A 15452-nucleotide genomic window follows, 5' to 3' on the forward strand; every position below is an offset into this window, starting at 1 on the left:
GAACAATTCGCCGTCCTCGGTGAGGAAGGTCGGGGCGCCGAACAGGCCGCGGGACTTCGCCTCCTCGCCGATCGAGCGCAGGCGGCCCTTCACCGGCTCCTGGGTCGAGGCGCGGATGAGCGCCGGCCCGTCGAGGTCGAGGCCGTTGAGGAGGTTCGAGACGGCGGCGGGCTCGGCGATCGACTGGCCGCGGGCGAACTCGGCGTCGTAGACCGCCCGGACGAACGCGCCGATCCACGGCTCCTCGGCGCCGTGGACCGCGACGCGGGTCGCCGCCAGGCTGTTCTGGGGAAAGCTCTCGGGCCGCACCACCGGCGGCAGGCCGAGGCGGGCCGCCTCGCGGGCGAGGTCCCGCCACATGTGGCGGCCCTTGGCCGGGTAGAGGTTGAACGGCGAGGAGGTCCACCCCTGCGCGGCGAAGACCGGCCCGAGCAGGAACGGGCGCCAGCGCAAGGTGACCCCGGCCGCCTCGGCGAGCGGCTCGATCCGCATCGCGGCGAGGTACGAATAGGTCGATGCGAACTCGAACCAGAATTCGAGCGTAGGCCGGCGCGGCATCGCACCCCTCCGTATGGCTGAGCCGGCACCTTCGCGTCCGCGCGCCCCACTCACAAGCGCCGGTCCGGGCGTCGCATCGCCACGGGCCGGAGCGAGGAGTTTGGCAACGCGGTTGCACGCGGCCGGGCCGGGCTGTTAAGCCCCGGCGCGTTCGCTCAGTTCCCTTTTTGCTCGAGGCCCGATCCGCATGTCCGACCAGCCCCAGAAGCGCGTGAAGAAGGTCGTGCTCGCCTACTCGGGCGGCCTCGACACCTCGATCATCCTCAAGTGGCTCCAGACCACCTACGGCTGCGAGGTGGTGACGTTCACCGCCGATCTCGGCCAGGGCGAGGAGCTGGAGCCGGCCCGCAAGAAGGCGGAGCTGCTCGGCATCAAGCCCGAGAACATCTTCATCGAGGACCTGCGCGAGGAATTCGTCCGCGACTACGTCTTCCCGATGTTCCGGGCCAATGCCCAGTACGAGGGCATCTATCTGCTCGGCACCTCGATCGCGCGGCCCTTGATCGCCAAGAAGCAGATCGAGATCGCCGAGCGGGTCGGGGCGGATGCCGTGTCCCACGGCGCCACCGGCAAGGGCAACGACCAGGTCCGGTTCGAGCTCGGCTACTACGCGCTGAAGCCCGACGTGACGGTGATCGCCCCCTGGCGCGAGTGGGATTTCCGCTCCCGCGAATCGCTGATCGCGTTTGCCGAGCAGCACCAGATCCCGATCGCCAAGGACAAGCGCGGCGAGGCGCCGTTCTCGGTCGACGCCAACCTCCTGCACGCCTCCTCCGAGGGCAAGGTGCTGGAGGATCCGGCGCAGGACGTGCCCGACTACGTCTATTCGCGCACCCTCTCCCCCGAGGAGGCGCCCGACACGCCGACGATCATCACCATCGGCTTCGAGCGCGGCGACGCGGTTTCGATCGACGGCGAGACGCTGTCGCCCGCGACCCTGCTCGCCAAGCTCAACGAGCTCGGCCGCGCCAACGGCATCGGCCGCCTCGACCTCGTCGAGAACCGCTTCGTCGGCATGAAGAGCCGCGGCATGTACGAGACCCCCGGCGGCACCATCCTGCTGCCGGCCCACCGGGCGATCGAGTCGATCACCCTCGACCGCGGCGCGGCGCATCTCAAGGACGAGCTGATGCCGCGCTACGCCGAGCTGATCTACAACGGCTTCTGGTTCTCGCCGGAGCGCGAGATGCTCCAGGCGCTGATCGACAAGAGCCAGGAGATGGTCACCGGCACGGTGCGGCTGAAGCTCTACAAGGGCGGCGTCCACGTCATCGGCCGCGAGAGCCCGAACTCGCTCTACGACCAGGACCTCGTCACCTTCGAGGAAGGAGCGGTCGCCTACGACCACCGCGACGCGGCGGGCTTCATCAAGCTCAACGCCCTGCGCCTGCGCACGCTGGGCCAGCGCAAGCGCAAGCTCGGCGCGTAAGACAAAAGGCCCGCTCCGGCGACGGAGCGGGCCTCGGATACGAACGATGCGGCCGGCGCGACGCCGGCCGCGCTGCGTCTTACGCCTCGTCCTCATCGTCGATGTCGACCAGGAACAGGATGTCGACGTCGTCCTCCTCGTCCTCGTCGTCGGTCTCGCCCTGGCTGTCATTGGCGGCCCGGGGCTCGTCCTCGTCCTCGAAATCCTCGTCGTCCATCGAGTCCTCGAAGGTCTCGATCTCGTCCTCGGTCGCGGGGCGCAGCTTCAGCGACTCGACCTTGCCCGTCCACAGCGGGCGGCCGTCGCTCTTCATGGTGCGCAGGTCGTCCTGGAAGCCCTCGACCTCGAGAAGCTCCCGGGCCCGCTCCTCGTTCGACCGGATGATGGCGACGGCCGTGCCGTCGATCTCGAGAGTGAACATCGTGCTTCCCTTTTCAAGGGCCGCGCCGCTCGGGCGGGCGCGGCCGTGTTACGGGGGGAAAGGCCGCCGCGCCAGCCCCGTTGCGGGCGACCGCGAGGGAAAGTCGCGGGTGGGTGGGCTGGTTCGCCGGCTCAAGGCCGCACGCATTGGGCCAGCGCGCCGATCCCGGCCGTCCGCCCCTGGATGCGGTTGGCGATCGCCCGCAGGGCCCGGGTCGGCCGGCGCGGATTGCGCAGGATCGGGTTCGGCAGGGTGGCGACGAGCAGAGCCGCCTCGCCCTTCGTGAGGTCGCGGGCGGACTTGCCGAACCAGTGCCGGGCGGCGGCCTCGGCCCCGAAGACCCCCTCCCCCCACTCGGCGACGTTGAGGTAGATCTCCATCGTCCGGCGTTTGCCCCAGACCACGTCCACCATCAGCGCCAACGGGATCTCGAGGGCTTTTCGCAGGTAGGAGCGGCCCGGCCACAGGAAGACGTTCTTCACCGTCTGCATCGTCACCGTCGAGGCGCCGCGGCTCGGGCCGTCCTCGTCGTCGACGACGCTCCACAGGGCGTCCCAGTCGACGCCGCCATGCAGGCACAGGCGCTGGTCCTCGGAGGCGACGACGCCCTGGACGAGGGCCGGGGCCATCGCCTCCAGCGGCACCACGATGCGGCTCACCGGCTGGAGCGTGACCCAGCGGCCGAGCATCAGGGTTGAGGGCGGGGTCAGCGCGCGATAGACGAGCGCCAGGACCAGGACGAGGACGACCGCCATGACGGGCACGAGGAGCACGGCGCGCAGCACCCGCCGCCCGCGGGCCCGCGTCGCGCTGCCGGCGACCGGCGCGTGGGTCGGCTCCAGGCGGCGCAGCGGCCGCAGGACGTTCCCGTCCCGGCCAGCCCCGTCGCGGTCCGCCGTGACGCGCGGCTCCTGAATCCGACCCTCCTCTCGGCGTGCCCGTCGATACGAGGACACCATGACGTCAACGCGGGCCCCGCAGCACACGACGCCGGGCCGTCCCCAGGAAAATACGATGGCCGGCACCACAGGATACCCGCAGGCAGGCGATTTCACGGCGCGGCTCGCCGCCGTCGCCAAGAGCACCGAAGGCTTCCTCGCCGAGCGCCTCGGCGACGGCGTCCAGGCGGGCGAGATCGCCCGGCCGCCCCGGCTGATGGAGGCGATGCGCCACGCCGTGCTCAACGGCGGCAAGCGCCTGCGCCCGTTCCTCGCCATCGAGACCGCCCGGATGCTCGGCGGTCCGTTCGAGGGCGCGATGGCCGCCGGGGCCGGCGTCGAGCTGGTCCATTGCTACTCGCTCGTCCACGACGACCTGCCGGCGATGGACGACGACGACCTGCGCCGCGGCCAGCCGACCGTGCACAAGAAGTACGACGAGGCGACGGCCATCCTGGTCGGCGACGCGCTCCAGACGCTGGCCTTCGAGATCGTCGCCGATCCGGCCTGGCAGGCCGATCCGCTGATCCGCTCCGAATTGGTGCTCGGCCTCGCTCGCGCCTCGGGCCTCGGCGGCATGGTCGGCGGCCAGCTCCTCGACCTCGGGGCGGAGGGGCGCTTCGGCCCGGCCAATCTCGACGTCGACGCCACGCTCCAGCTCCAGGCGATGAAGACCGGCGCGATCCTGGCCTTCTCGGTCGATGCCGGCGCGCTCGTCGGCGGCGCCTCGCCCGAGGAGCGCCGCGCGCTTCTCGCCTACGGCCGCGCGCTCGGCCAGGCCTTCCAGGTCGCCGACGATATCCTCGACCGCGAGGCTTCGTCCGAGGCGATGGGCAAGCGCACCGGGAAGGACAAGGATGCCGGCAAGGCGACCCTGGTCGACCGCCTCGGCCTCGACGGGGCGCGTGCCGAGTGCGAGCGCCTGGTGGGCGAGTGCGAGACCGCGCTCAAGCCCTGGGGCGAGGCCGCCGCGACGCTGTGCGAGGCCGCCCGCTTCACCGTCGCCCGCAAGTCTTAACATCCCTCGATTCCCGCGGGGGGACCGCCCCCCGCCCTCCCCTCTCTTCCCGGTTTGAAAGATCCACGCCATGGCCACGCATAAGATCCTGCTCCTGCCCGGCGACGGCATCGGCCCCGAGGTGGCACAGGAAGTCGCCAAGGTCCTGGCCTGGTTCACCCGCGCCGGCATCGCGCAGTTCGAGACCGAGACCGATCTCGTCGGCGGCGCGGCGATCGACGCCCACGGCGTGCCGCTCTCGGAAGCCGCGATGGACCGGGCCAAGGCCGCCGATGCGGTGCTGTTCGGCGCCGTCGGCGGGCCGAAATGGGCCGGCGTCTCGTATGCCAAGCGCCCCGAGGCGGGCCTGCTGCGCCTGCGCAAGGATCTGGGCCTGTTCGCCAACCTGCGCCCGGCGATCTGCTACCCGGCGCTCGCCGAGGCGTCCGCCCTCAAGCGCGAGCTGGTCGAGGGCCTCGACATCGTCATCGTGCGCGAGCTCACCGGCGGCGTCTATTTCGGCGAGCCGAAGGAGATCGTGACCCTCGAGGACGGCCAGAAGCGCGCGATCGACACCCAGATCTACACCACCGGCGAGATCGAGCGGATCGCCGCGGTCGCCTTCGACCTCGCCCGCAAGCGCCGCAACAAGGTCGCCTCGGCCGAGAAGCACAACGTCATGAAGACCGGCGTGCTCTGGAAGGAGACCGTGACGAAACTCCACGCCGAGCAGTATTCCGACGTCGGGCTGGAGCACGTTCTGGCCGACAACTGCGCCATGCAGCTCGTCCGCAACCCCAAGCAATACGACGTGCTCGTCACCGACAACCTGTTCGGCGACATCCTGTCGGACGTGGCCGCGATGCTGACCGGCTCGCTGGGCATGCTGCCCTCGGCCTCGCTCGGCGCGGTCGAGAACGGCACCCGACGCGCCCTCTACGAGCCGGTCCACGGCTCGGCGCCCGACATCGCCGGCCAGAACCTCGCCAACCCGATTGCCATGATCGGCTCGCTGGCGATGGCGCTGCGCTACTCCTTCGGCCTGCTCGAGGCCGCCGACCAGCTCGAGAGCGCCATCACCCGCACGCTCGCCGCCGGCACCCGCACCCGCGACATCGCCGGGCCGGGCACCAACGCGGTCGGCACCACCGAGATGGGCGACGCCATCGTGCGCGAGCTGCAGGCGCAGGCGGGCTGAGAGGGGTCGCTCCCTCCCGCAATCTCATCCCGAGGTGCCTGCGTCAGCAGGCCTCGAAGGAAGGCTCCAGAAGTCTCGCGATCCGTGGAGCCCTCCTTCGAGGTGAATCGATCTTCAATCGACCGACACCTCGGGATGAGGTCGTGGATGGGATGATGCTCAAGCCGATCCCGATTTCCGATCGACAGGGAGAACCACCATGCGCCTGTGCGTGTTCTGCGGTTCCAGCGACGGGGCCCGCCCGCTCTACCGCGAGGCGGCGACCGCGCTCGGGCGCCACTTCGCCGAGGCCGGGATCGAGCTGATCTATGGCGGCGGCAAGGTCGGGCTGATGGGGGCGGTGGCCGACGGGGCGCTGGCGGCGGGCGGCCGGGTGACCGGCATCATGCCCAAGGCCCTCGTCGAGAAGGAGACCGCGCATCTCGGCCTGACCGATTTGCGCGTCGTCGCCTCGATGCACGAGCGCAAGGCGATGATGGCCGACCTCGCCGAGGGCTTCGTGGCGCTCCCCGGGGGCCTCGGCACCTTCGAGGAGATGTTCGAGGTCTGGACCTGGGCCCAGCTCGGCTACCACAGGAAGCCGCTCGCGGTGTTCAACGCCGGCGGATTCTACGACGGGCTGCTCGGCTTCCTCGATTCCGTCGTCCGGGAAGGCTTCGTGCGCGAGCCGCACCGGGGGATGCTGATCGTCGGCACCGAGCCGGCGGACCTCGTGGCGCGGATCCGCGCCTACGAACCGCCGCAGGTGATCAAGTGGGTGAAGGCGGAGGAGCGGTAGGCTCCCCGCCCCTCTCCTCTTCCGATCGGTCCGGCGCTCCTGGCATCTCGCGGTCCCGGGACAACCCGGAGGGCGAGACATCGATCGGCGAAGACCCCAAACGGAAACGGGCCCCTTTCGGGGCCCGTCGCATGTCCGGATGCGGTGCCAGGCTCAGTAGCCGTAGCGGGCCCGCGACAGCGGCGAGGTCGGGTCAAGGTAGTCGACGGCGGAGAGGTCCACCGTGACGGCGGTGCGGCGGGCGCCGATGAACGGGCCGTTGGTGATCGGGTCGGGCAGGATGCCGGCGCCGCCGAAGCGCTCGCGGTTGGCGATGTAGGGCGGCGAGTTCAGGTAGGAGGCGGTGATGAAGTGCGGGTTGGTGGCCGGGTTGCCGGTCGCGCCCGAATTCGCCTCGACCACGTTGCCGGCATCGAGCCAGCTGCGCGGGCGCACGCGGATCGCGAGGCCCTGGCCGTCCTTGTAGCTGCGGATGACGTAGCTGTCCTGCGCCTGCGAGGCAGCGGTGCCGGCGCCCAGGGCCGCGAGGGAGAGAAGCCCGGTCAGGGCGAGAGTCTGGAAGCGCATGACGCACCTTTGCTGAACGTCGCCAGGGGTAGCGTCGCACTCGTTAAGAAACGACGCCTATGGGGAAAAAGACGTGCGAGCGCGGCCGAGGTTCCGCCTCACGGCAAAGCCGGTCGCGAATGCCGCACTCTCGCCGCATTCCTGCGAACCGCCTTGCGGGGCGTCGGCACCGCCGCGGTGGTGGCCGGCTCCTCCGGCGGGCAGGCGGCCATGCGCGGGCCGGCCAGCATGGTGGCGACCGGCGCCGGCAGGTCGGCGCCCGGGAGCTCCGCGAGGCGGTCGACCGCGCAGGCCACAGCCTGCGGCTCGGGCAGCTGACCGAGGGGCGCGCAGAGCCAGCCTTCGAGCCGCAGGGCGGCCCCGAGGCGGAACGCCGTGCAGCCGCGCTTCCCCTCTGCGTCGGCGAGGGTCGCATCGACGGTGTCGAGGGCGCCGAACCGCGTCGAAACCTGGCCGCGCTCGCCGGTGCGCACCACCGACAGGCCGCCGGCCTCCGCCGCCCGGCGGGCCAGGGTGACGAACAGGCTCCCCTCCCCCTCCGGCTCGGCGGTCTCGGTGGCGACGAGGCGCAGGTACGGCGCCTCCTGGACCGCGAATTCGCCCGTGGTCAGGGTGTCCTCCCGCAGGCCCGGCTGCGTGCGGGCGCTGCCGGTCGCCTCGCCGAGGCGGTAGCGGTCGGCCGCGGCGGTGTGCCAGGCCGGCGGCGCCACCGCGGGGGCGGCGTAGCGCGGCACGAAGGCGGTGGCCTCGGCGGCGAGCGGCGGATCGGCGAGGCGCCGCTCGCTGGCGAGCACGCTGAGGAGCGCGATCACCCCGGCCGCGCCGGCGGTACGCGCCAGGATGCGCAGCCGCCCCGCGCCGCGCGAGAGCCGGCGAGGCTCCGCGCGGGACAAGGGCCGCGGCAGCAGCGGCGCGACGGGACCGATGTCCTGCACGAGGGCTTGGCCCGCCCGCGCCAGGGCGGCGTCGTCGAAGTCCGGCCTGTGCCGCACGGGCTCGCTCCTTCGGTTCGCGCAATCTCGCGAAACAAGGAGTCGCACCGCATTTTAGCGATTTCCTTGACCCGGCCCGCCTTGTCCTCAGGGGGCGCGAGTCAGGGTGAACGAGGCGCTAATGCGTGACGGGTCGCGGACTCTGTCGCCGGTTCCCGACCCCGCCGACCATTCACCCCTTGACAGATCGTCGCGTTCGGGCTGTTGCTGTGCGCGCTCGCGCACCCCGTCTCGGGTGCGCCTTTCGAGGACTGACCCCGCGCCATGCGGCTCGTGTCGACCACGACGAAACGCAAAGCCACGACGGCGATTACTGCCGCCGGCTGAAGCCTCGCGTCGTCCTCGGATCCCTCCCCGTCCGTGGCGGACGGAGGCCGGGCTTACCCGAAGCCCGCCTGAGATCGTCCGGGGAGGAGTTAGTCCGAACTGGAGCGATTGAGATGGGTTACAAGGTTGCCGTCGTCGGAGCCACCGGCAATGTGGGCCGCGAGATGCTCGACATCCTGGCCGAGCGCGCCTTCCCGGCCGATACCGTGGTGGCGCTCGCCTCCCGCCGCAGCCTGGGCCAGGAGGTCTCCTTCGGCGACAAGACCCTGAAGGTCCAGGCCCTCGACCAGTACGACTTCTCCGACACCGACATCTGCCTGATGTCGGCCGGCGGCGAGACCTCGAAGGAGTGGTCGCCCCGCATCGGCCAGCAGGGTTGCGTCGTCATCGATAACTCGTCGGCCTTCCGCTACGATTCCGACGTGCCGTTGATCGTGCCCGAGGTGAATGCCGACGCGGTGGTGGGTTTCACCAAGAAGAACATCATCGCCAACCCGAACTGCTCGACCGCGCAGCTCGTCGTGGCCTTGAAGCCCCTGCACGAGGCCGCCACCATCAAGCGCGTCGTCGTCGCGACCTACCAGTCGGTCTCCGGCGCCGGCAAGGAGGGGATGGACGAGCTGTTCAACCAGACCCGCGCGGTGTTCACCGCCGGCGAGGTCAAGATGCAGAAGTTCACCAAGCGCATCGCCTTCAACGTCATCCCGCACATCGACGTCTTCATGGAGGACGGCTCCACCAAGGAAGAGTGGAAGATGGTGGCCGAGACGAAGAAGATGCTCGACCCCAAGATCAAGCTGACGGCGACCTGCGTGCGCGTGCCGGTGTTCATCGGCCACTCGGAGGCGGTGAACGTCGAGTTCGAGCGCCCGCTCTCGGCCGAGGAAGCCACCCAGATCCTGCGCTCGGCGCCCGGCATCCTGGTCGACGACAAGCGCGAGCCCGGCGGCTACATCACCCCCCACGAGGCCGCGGGCGAGGACGCGACATACATCTCGCGCATCCGCGAGGACATCACGGTCGAGAACGGCCTGTCGTTCTGGTGCGTGTCGGACAACCTGCGCAAGGGCGCGGCGCTGAACACGGTCCAGATCGCCGAGGTGCTGATCAACCGCAAGCTGATCTCGCCCAAGCAGAAGGCCGCGTAGGCGCGACCGTCCTGTAGAAGCTGGAACCGATCCCGTATAATCACCCGAATCATGACCGGCCCGTCTCCCCCGAGGCGGGCCGTCTTTCGTCAGACGCGGAGATCCTGCCCATGGCCCCGACCATCCTGTCCGTCCGCGACGACACCCTGGCGGTATTGGAGCGCCTCGGCGTCCCGGCCTCGGCCTTCGCGGCGGAAGGCGGAGAGGGCGGCCTGCCGGCGCGCTCGCCGATCGACGGCGGCGTGGTGACGGCGGTCCGCGAGACCACCGCCGCGGAGGCCGAGGCGGCGCTGGCGCAGGCATCGCAAGCCTTCCTCGCCTGGCGCCGGGTGCCGGGCCCGCGCCGGGGCGAGCTGGTGCGGCTGCTCGCCGAGGAGCTGCGCGCCCACAAGGACGATCTCGGCCGGCTCGTGACGCTCGAGGCGGGAAAGATCCTCTCGGAGGGCCTCGGCGAGGTCCAGGAGATGATCGACATCTGCGACTTCGCCGTCGGCCTGTCGCGGCAATTGCACGGGCTCACCATCGCCACCGAGCGGCCGGACCATCGCATGATGGAGGTCTGGCATCCGCTGGGCGTCTGCGGCGTCATCACGGCGTTCAACTTCCCCGTCGCGGTCTGGTCGTGGAACGCGGCGCTGGCGCTGGTCTGCGGCGATCCGGTGATCTGGAAGCCGTCGGAAAAAACCTCCCTCACCGCGCTCGCCGTCCACGCGCTCGCCACGAAGGCGGTGAAGCGCTTCGGGTCGGACGCGCCGGACGGCCTGCTCGGGCTGCTGATCGGCGGCCGGGAGCTCGGCGAGCGGCTGGTCGAGGACGAGCGGGTGGCGCTGGTCTCCGCCACCGGCTCGACCGCGATGGGCCGGCAGGTCGCCCCGAAGCTCGCCGCGCGCTTTGCCCGGGCGATCCTGGAGCTCGGCGGCAACAACGCCGCCATCGTGGCGCCGTCCGCCGACCTCGACCTGAGCTTACGCGCCATCGCCTTCGCGGCGATGGGCACCGCCGGCCAGCGCTGCACCACCCTGCGGCGGCTCTTCGTGCACGATTCGGTCTACGACGCGCTGGTGCCGCGCCTGAAGGCCGCCTACGGCTCGGTGCGGATCGGCGATCCGCGCGACCCTGCCACCCTGATCGGCCCGCTGATCGACGTTCATGCCGCAGACGGCATGGCCCGCGCCCTCGACGAGGCCCGCGCCATCGGCGGCACGGTGCATGGCGGCGAGCGCCTGCGCGACATCCGCGGCGAGGCGGCGGCTTATATCCGCCCGGCCCTCGTCGAGATGCCCGAGCAGACCGGCCCGATGCGCCGCGAGACCTTCGCGCCGATCCTGTACGTGACGCGCTACACCGACCTGGAGGAGGCGATCGCCGCCCAGAACGCGGTGGCGGCCGGCCTGTCCTCGTCGATCTTTACGAAGGACCTGTCGGAGGCCGAAATCTTCCTGTCGGCGTCCGGCTCCGATTGCGGCATCGCCAACGTCAATATCGGTCCGTCCGGCGCCGAGATCGGCGGGGCCTTCGGCGGCGAGAAGGAGACCGGCGGCGGCCGCGAGGCCGGCTCGGATGCCTGGAAGGCCTATATGCGGCGCGCCACCAACACCATCAATTACGGCAAGACCCTGCCGCTGGCGCAGGGCGTGACGTTCGAGGTGTGACGAGACACGGCCCGGCGCTGCGGCAACGCCGGGCCGTTCCTTCTCACGCCGCCGGCATCGCCCGCTCGATCATCCGGGCGAACAGCGAGACGCCGTAGGGCGTCGCCTGGTCGTTGAAGTCGTAGGCCGGGTGGTGCAGGCCCGCACCCGGGCCGGTGCCGAGGAAGATGTAGGCGCCGGGCCGGGCGTTCAGCATGTAGGAAAAGTCTTCGGCGCCCATCATCGGGGCGACCGCGCGCTCCACCGCGCCCTCGCCCGAGACCTCGGCGGCGATGTCGGCCATGAAGCCGGTGCGGTTGGCATCGTTGACGGTCACCGGGTAGCCGCGGCCGTAATCGGTGCTCGCGGTGGCGCCGAAGGCAGCGGCGATGCTCGACGCCACCTGGCCGATGCGCGCCTCGCACAGGTCGCGGACCGATTCCGAGAGCGTGCGCACCGTGCCGTTGAGGATCGCGGTCTCGGGGATCACGTTGAAGGCGTCGCCGGCCTTGACCTGGGTGATCGAGATCACCGCCGATTCCACCGGATCGACGGTGCGCGAGACGATCGATTGCAGCGCCGTGACGATGTGGGAGGCAACCAGCACCGGATCGATGCAGTTGTGGGGCGCCGCCGCGTGGCCGCCCTTGCCGCGCACCGTGATGGTGATCCGGTCGGCCGCCGCCATGATCGCGCCCGGGCGGATGGCGAAATGGCCCAGGGGCAGGCCCGGCATGTTGTGCAGGCCGTAGACCTCCTGGATGCCGAAGCGCTCCATCAGGCCGTCCTTCAGCATCTCGTCGGCGCCGCCGCCGCCTTCCTCCGCCGGCTGGAAGATCACCACCGCGGTACCGTCGAAGTTGCGGGTCTCGGCGAGGTACTTGGCGGCGCCGAGCAGCATCGCGGTGTGCCCGTCATGGCCGCAGGCGTGCATCTTGCCCGGCACCGTCGAGCGGTGGGCGACGCCGCTCGTCTCCTCGATCGGCAGGGCGTCCATGTCGGCGCGCAAGGCCACCACCTTGCCCGAGCCGCCGCTGCGGCCGCGGATGACGCCGACGACGCCGGTCTTGCCCAACCCCGTCACCACCTCGTCGCAGCCGAAGGCCCGCAGCCGTTCGGCCACCAGGCCGGAGGTGCGGTCGAGCGCGAACAGCAACTCGGGATGCTGGTGGAAGTCGCGGCGCCAGGCCGTGATCTCGTCGGTGAGGGCGGCGACGCGGTTGATGACGGGCATGTGACGATACGCTCGTGTGGGGGCGGAAAACGGACGGGCAGGATGCAACAGGCAGAGCGGCGCGCGGTCAACTCCCTCCGGCCGTTCGCGAACGGCGCCGGCCCGGCGCCCGGCGCATGACCCCGCCCGGTTGGCCCGGGACTTGTTAGGGCTGCGCGATCGTTCCTGCCCCGTGCACCATCCGGCGAGAAGGGCCGGGACGATGCATCATTTTTCATCATTCCGGCGTCGCGCGCGGCGCCGGAAGGCTCTAGTAAGAGCCTCAGCGTCCCCCCGCGGAGTGTGCCCGTCGATGTCGTTCGTGAAGTCCCGTCCGCTGCTGGCCTGCCTGACCGCCGCCACCGCTCTCCTGGCGGTCGCCGGTGCCGCGCCGGCCTCGGCCGCCAACACCTTCCGGTTCGCCTTCCAGGGCGACCTCAAGTCCCTCGACCCGTACACCCTGAAGGAAACGTTCACGATCGCGGCGCACGGCGCGGTCTACGAGTCGCTCGTCACCCGCGACAAGGACCTGAAGCTGGTCCCGGGCCTCGCCGAATCCTGGGAGACCCCGGAGCCGACCCGCTACCGCTTCCACCTGCGCAAGAACGTCAAGTTCCACGACGGCTCGCCCTTCACCGCCGACGACGTGATTTTCTCGGCCGAGCGCGTGCGGGCGCCGGGCTCCAACTTCCAGACCAACGTGCCGGCGGACGCCACCTTCGTGAAGGTGGACGACCACACCGTCGACATGGTGCTGAAGAACCCCAACCCCATCGCCCTGTACCAGTTCGGCGGCTGGTACATCATGTCGAAGACCTGGGCCGAGAAGCACGACGCGCTGAAGCCCACCCCGGTCGCGGCCTCGGCCCCGAGCTACGCGGCGCTCCATGAGAACGGCACCGGCCCGTTCACCATCACCGAGCACCAGCCCGGCGTGCGCACGGTGTTCAAGAAGTTCGACGGCTATTGGGGCAAGGTCGAGTCGAACCTCGACGAGGCGATCTTCACCACCATCAGCAACGACGCCACCCGCGTCGCCGCGCTGATCTCGGGCGAGGTCGACTGGGTCGATCCCGTTCCGCTCCAGGACCAGAGCCGGGTGAGCTCGAGCCCCAACGCCGTGGTGGTGAACGCGCCCGAGCTGCGCACGATCTACCTCGGCATGGACCAGACCAGCGACGAGCTGCGCGGCTCCAACGTCAAGGGCAAGAACCCGTTCAAGGACGTGCGGGTGCGCGAGGCGTTCTTCCGCGCCATCGACGAGGACGCGATCGTCAAGCGCGTGATGCGCGGCCAGGCGACCCCGGCCGCCCTGCTCATCGCCCCGCCGCTCTTCCCGCTCGCCGGTGACTTCAAGCGTCCGGCCTACGACCCGGCCAAGGCGAAGGCGCTGCTCGCCGAGGCCGGCTACCCGAACGGCTTCGAGGTGCCCCTCGACTGCCCGAACGACCGCTACGTCAACGACGAGGCGATCTGCCAGGCCGTGACCTCGATGCTCGCCCGCGTCGGCGTCAAGGTGAACCTGATCGCCCAGCCCAAGGCGAAGTATTTCGCCAAGATCCTGAAGCCCGCCTTCGACACCTCGTTCTACATGCTGGGATGGACGCCGTCGTCGATGGACTCGCACAACATCCTGTACGAGATCGCCGGCTGCCGGACCGACAAGGCCTCGCCGCGCGGCACCACCAACCTCGGGAATTACTGCAACCCGAAGGTGGATGCGCTGGCCGACAAGATCGAGCGCGAGACCGACCAGGAGGCCCGCAACCTGATGATCAAGCAGGCCTACGAGATCGTCATGAACGACTGGGGCTACATCCCGCTGCACCAGCAGGCGCTCGCCTGGGGCGTGTCGAAGAAGGTCAAGCTGGTGCCCCGCGCCGACAACCAGATGATGCTCTACTGGGTGTCGAAGGAGCCGTAAGGCGCTCCTAAATTCGGGCGACCGGGCTGTGCGCATCCCCCTCTCCCCGCGGGCGGGGAGAGGGTCGAGCCCCCCTTGTCGGGGGCGAGACGAGGCGGCAGCCGAGGGTGAGGGGGAGGTGCCGAATGAGGCACGTCCGGGAACACCCCCTCACCCTCGCCCTTCGGGCTCCCTTCGCACCCGACGAGGGGTGCGAAGGCCTCTCCCCGCCCGCGGGGAGAGGAGATACCGGCGCTCTTTTTGTTGACGGACGAGCTGTTGGCCGACCGGCGTCGTGCATGTCCTGTTGAAACTCCGAGATTCCTCGGACCACACGAGAACACAAGAACCCCCTCATGCTCGCCTTCATTCTCCGCCGCCTGCTGCAATCCGTCGGGGTGCTGCTGGCGGTCGGGCTGATCGCCTTCGCGATGTTCCGCTTCGCCGGCGATCCGGTGAACCAGCTCGTGGCACCCGATACGCCCTATGCCGAGCGGCTGCAGATCCGCCAGAGCCTCGGCCTCGACGATCCGGTGCTGGTGCAGTTCGCCCGCTACGCCGGCAATGCCGTGCGCGGCCAGTTCGGCAACTCGTACCAGTTCCGCCAGCCGGTCTCGACCTTGCTCGCCGAGCGGATGCCCGCGACCCTCGAACTGGCCTTCTGCGCCACCTTGTTCGCGCTCACCGCCGGCATCCTGATGGGGGTCTATTCGGCGCTCCGCCGCGACAGCGTCGGCGCCAAGCTCGTCCAGGCGATCTCGCTGATCGGCGTCTCGCTGCCGACCTTCCTGATCGGCATCCTGCTCATCTTCCTGTTCTCGGTGACGCTGGGCTGGCTCCCTTCTTATGGCCGCGGCGACACGGTGCGGATTGGCTGGTGGACCACCGGCTTCCTCACCGCCTCGGGCTGGCGGGCGCTGATCCTGCCCTCGATCACGCTGGGGCTCTTTCAGATGACGCTGATCATGCGCCTCGTCCGGGCCGAGATGCTGGAGGTTTTGCGCACCGACTACATCCGCTTCGCGCGCGCCCGCGGCCTCACCACCCGGTCGATCCATTTCGGCCACGCCCTGAAGAACACGCTCGTCCCGGTCATCACCGTGGCGGGTCTCCAGCTCGGCTCGATCATCGCCTTCTCGATCATCACCGAGACGGTCTTCCAGTGGCCCGGCATGGGCCTGCTCTTCGTGCAGGCGGTGCAGAACGTCGACGTGCCGATCATGGCCGCCTACCTGCTGCTCGTCGCCCTCATCTTCGTGACGATCAACCTCGTGGTCGATCTCCTCTACACCATCGTCGATCCGCGCCTGCGCCTCTCGGTGCGGCGGGCGGCCTGAGGATTCTTTGAAAGT

Annotated in this window: 14 protein-coding genes; 8 read left to right on the forward strand and 6 right to left on the reverse strand. The window is 70.1% G+C overall.

The features are described 5' to 3' along the window. The coding region (locus tag QR78_RS19375; protein ID WP_048429207.1) for a 2-hydroxychromene-2-carboxylate isomerase at positions 1 to 558 on the reverse strand (558 nt) is incomplete at its 3' end. Positions 559 to 745: 187 nt separating this feature from the next. Between QR78_RS19375 and QR78_RS19380 the strand changes: the two genes are divergently transcribed. Beyond that, positions 746 to 1987 (forward strand): argininosuccinate synthase, encoded by a 1242-nt coding sequence (locus tag QR78_RS19380; protein ID WP_048429208.1) that lies wholly within the window; start codon positions 746 to 748, stop codon positions 1985 to 1987. A gap of 79 nt (positions 1988 to 2066) precedes the next feature. On the opposite strand, the gene QR78_RS19385 is transcribed toward QR78_RS19380, so the two are convergent. After that, the gene (locus tag QR78_RS19385) at positions 2067 to 2408 is read right to left on the reverse strand and encodes a hypothetical protein (RefSeq protein WP_048429209.1); all 342 of its coding nucleotides are present in this window, start codon (positions 2406 to 2408) and stop codon (positions 2067 to 2069) included. Between the two features lie 131 nt (positions 2409 to 2539). Continuing rightward, positions 2540 to 3367, reverse strand: coding sequence for a biosynthetic peptidoglycan transglycosylase (locus QR78_RS19390; protein WP_082173779.1), 828 nt, complete (start codon positions 3365 to 3367; stop codon positions 2540 to 2542). Between the two features lie 55 nt (positions 3368 to 3422). On the opposite strand from QR78_RS19390, the gene QR78_RS19395 reads away from it, so the two are divergent. The 3 genes from QR78_RS19395 (at position 3423) to QR78_RS19405 (ending at position 6319) form a co-directional block, all read left to right on the forward strand. Next, complete coding sequence (locus tag QR78_RS19395) at positions 3423 to 4364, forward strand: polyprenyl synthetase family protein (RefSeq protein WP_048429210.1); 942 nt, start codon at positions 3423 to 3425, stop codon at positions 4362 to 4364. A gap of 70 nt (positions 4365 to 4434) precedes the next feature. Next, complete coding sequence (gene leuB / locus QR78_RS19400; protein WP_048429211.1) at positions 4435 to 5541, forward strand: 3-isopropylmalate dehydrogenase; 1107 nt, start codon at positions 4435 to 4437, stop codon at positions 5539 to 5541. A 199-nt stretch (positions 5542 to 5740) separates the two neighbouring features. Continuing rightward, on the forward strand, positions 5741 to 6319 hold the full coding sequence (locus QR78_RS19405; protein ID WP_048429212.1) for an LOG family protein: 579 nt from the start codon (positions 5741 to 5743) through the stop codon (positions 6317 to 6319). Positions 6320 to 6472: 153 nt separating this feature from the next. Here QR78_RS19405 and QR78_RS19410 read toward each other — a convergent pair whose 3' ends face one another. Together QR78_RS19410 and QR78_RS19415 are read right to left on the reverse strand one after the other, a co-directional pair. Next, entirely contained in the window at positions 6473 to 6886 is a 414-nt protein-coding gene (locus QR78_RS19410; protein ID WP_048429213.1) for a hypothetical protein, read from the reverse strand. A 98-nt stretch (positions 6887 to 6984) separates the two neighbouring features. Then, positions 6985 to 7878: a hypothetical protein gene (locus QR78_RS19415; protein WP_048429214.1), complete on the reverse strand. Its 894-nt coding sequence runs from the start codon at positions 7876 to 7878 to the stop codon at positions 6985 to 6987. 440 nt (positions 7879 to 8318) lie between these two features. Here QR78_RS19415 and QR78_RS19420 point away from each other — a divergent pair, with 440 nt between their 5' ends. Together QR78_RS19420 and amaB are read left to right on the forward strand one after the other, a co-directional pair. Then, complete coding sequence (locus QR78_RS19420) at positions 8319 to 9353, forward strand: aspartate-semialdehyde dehydrogenase (protein ID WP_048429215.1); 1035 nt, start codon at positions 8319 to 8321, stop codon at positions 9351 to 9353. Between the two features lie 110 nt (positions 9354 to 9463). After that, the gene (amaB, locus tag QR78_RS19425; RefSeq protein WP_048429216.1) at positions 9464 to 11005 is read left to right on the forward strand and encodes an L-piperidine-6-carboxylate dehydrogenase; all 1542 of its coding nucleotides are present in this window, start codon (positions 9464 to 9466) and stop codon (positions 11003 to 11005) included. A 43-nt stretch (positions 11006 to 11048) separates the two neighbouring features. Here the strand turns inward: amaB and QR78_RS19430 are convergent, their stop codons facing one another. Further along, positions 11049 to 12218 carry a M20 aminoacylase family protein gene (locus QR78_RS19430; RefSeq protein WP_048429217.1) on the reverse strand — a complete coding sequence of 390 codons (1170 nt, stop codon included), beginning with the start codon at positions 12216 to 12218 and terminating at the stop codon, positions 11049 to 11051. Between the two features lie 301 nt (positions 12219 to 12519). Between QR78_RS19430 and QR78_RS19435 the strand changes: the two genes are divergently transcribed. Then, positions 12520 to 14121 carry an ABC transporter substrate-binding protein gene (locus QR78_RS19435; protein WP_420890941.1) on the forward strand — a complete coding sequence of 534 codons (1602 nt, stop codon included), beginning with the start codon at positions 12520 to 12522 and terminating at the stop codon, positions 14119 to 14121. Between the two features lie 335 nt (positions 14122 to 14456). Further along, entirely contained in the window at positions 14457 to 15437 is a 981-nt protein-coding gene (locus QR78_RS19440) for an ABC transporter permease (RefSeq protein ID WP_048429219.1), read from the forward strand. Positions 15438 to 15452: the final 15 nt, after the last annotated feature.

Source organism: Methylobacterium indicum, assembly GCF_001043895.1.
Classification (GTDB): Bacteria; Pseudomonadota; Alphaproteobacteria; order Rhizobiales; family Beijerinckiaceae; genus Methylobacterium; species Methylobacterium indicum.

What these genes read in the sequence shown, in the direction of transcription:
- QR78_RS19380 (WP_048429208.1), top strand. Translation starts at nt 746, where the DNA reads ATGTCCGACCAGCCCCAGAAGCGCGTGAAGAAGGTCGTGCTCGCCTAC.
- QR78_RS19385 (WP_048429209.1), bottom strand. Translation starts at nt 2,408, where the DNA reads ATGTTCACTCTCGAGATCGACGGCACGGCCGTCGCCATCATCCGGTCG.
- QR78_RS19390 (WP_082173779.1), bottom strand. Translation starts at nt 3,367, where the DNA reads ATGGTGTCCTCGTATCGACGGGCACGCCGAGAGGAGGGTCGGATTCAG.
- QR78_RS19395 (WP_048429210.1), top strand. Translation starts at nt 3,423, where the DNA reads ATGGCCGGCACCACAGGATACCCGCAGGCAGGCGATTTCACGGCGCGG.
- leuB (WP_048429211.1), top strand. Translation starts at nt 4,435, where the DNA reads ATGGCCACGCATAAGATCCTGCTCCTGCCCGGCGACGGCATCGGCCCC.
- QR78_RS19405 (WP_048429212.1), top strand. Translation starts at nt 5,741, where the DNA reads ATGCGCCTGTGCGTGTTCTGCGGTTCCAGCGACGGGGCCCGCCCGCTC.
- QR78_RS19410 (WP_048429213.1), bottom strand. Translation starts at nt 6,886, where the DNA reads ATGCGCTTCCAGACTCTCGCCCTGACCGGGCTTCTCTCCCTCGCGGCC.
- QR78_RS19420 (WP_048429215.1), top strand. Translation starts at nt 8,319, where the DNA reads ATGGGTTACAAGGTTGCCGTCGTCGGAGCCACCGGCAATGTGGGCCGC.
- amaB (WP_048429216.1), top strand. Translation starts at nt 9,464, where the DNA reads ATGGCCCCGACCATCCTGTCCGTCCGCGACGACACCCTGGCGGTATTG.
- QR78_RS19430 (WP_048429217.1), bottom strand. Translation starts at nt 12,218, where the DNA reads ATGCCCGTCATCAACCGCGTCGCCGCCCTCACCGACGAGATCACGGCC.
- QR78_RS19440 (WP_048429219.1), top strand. Translation starts at nt 14,457, where the DNA reads ATGCTCGCCTTCATTCTCCGCCGCCTGCTGCAATCCGTCGGGGTGCTG.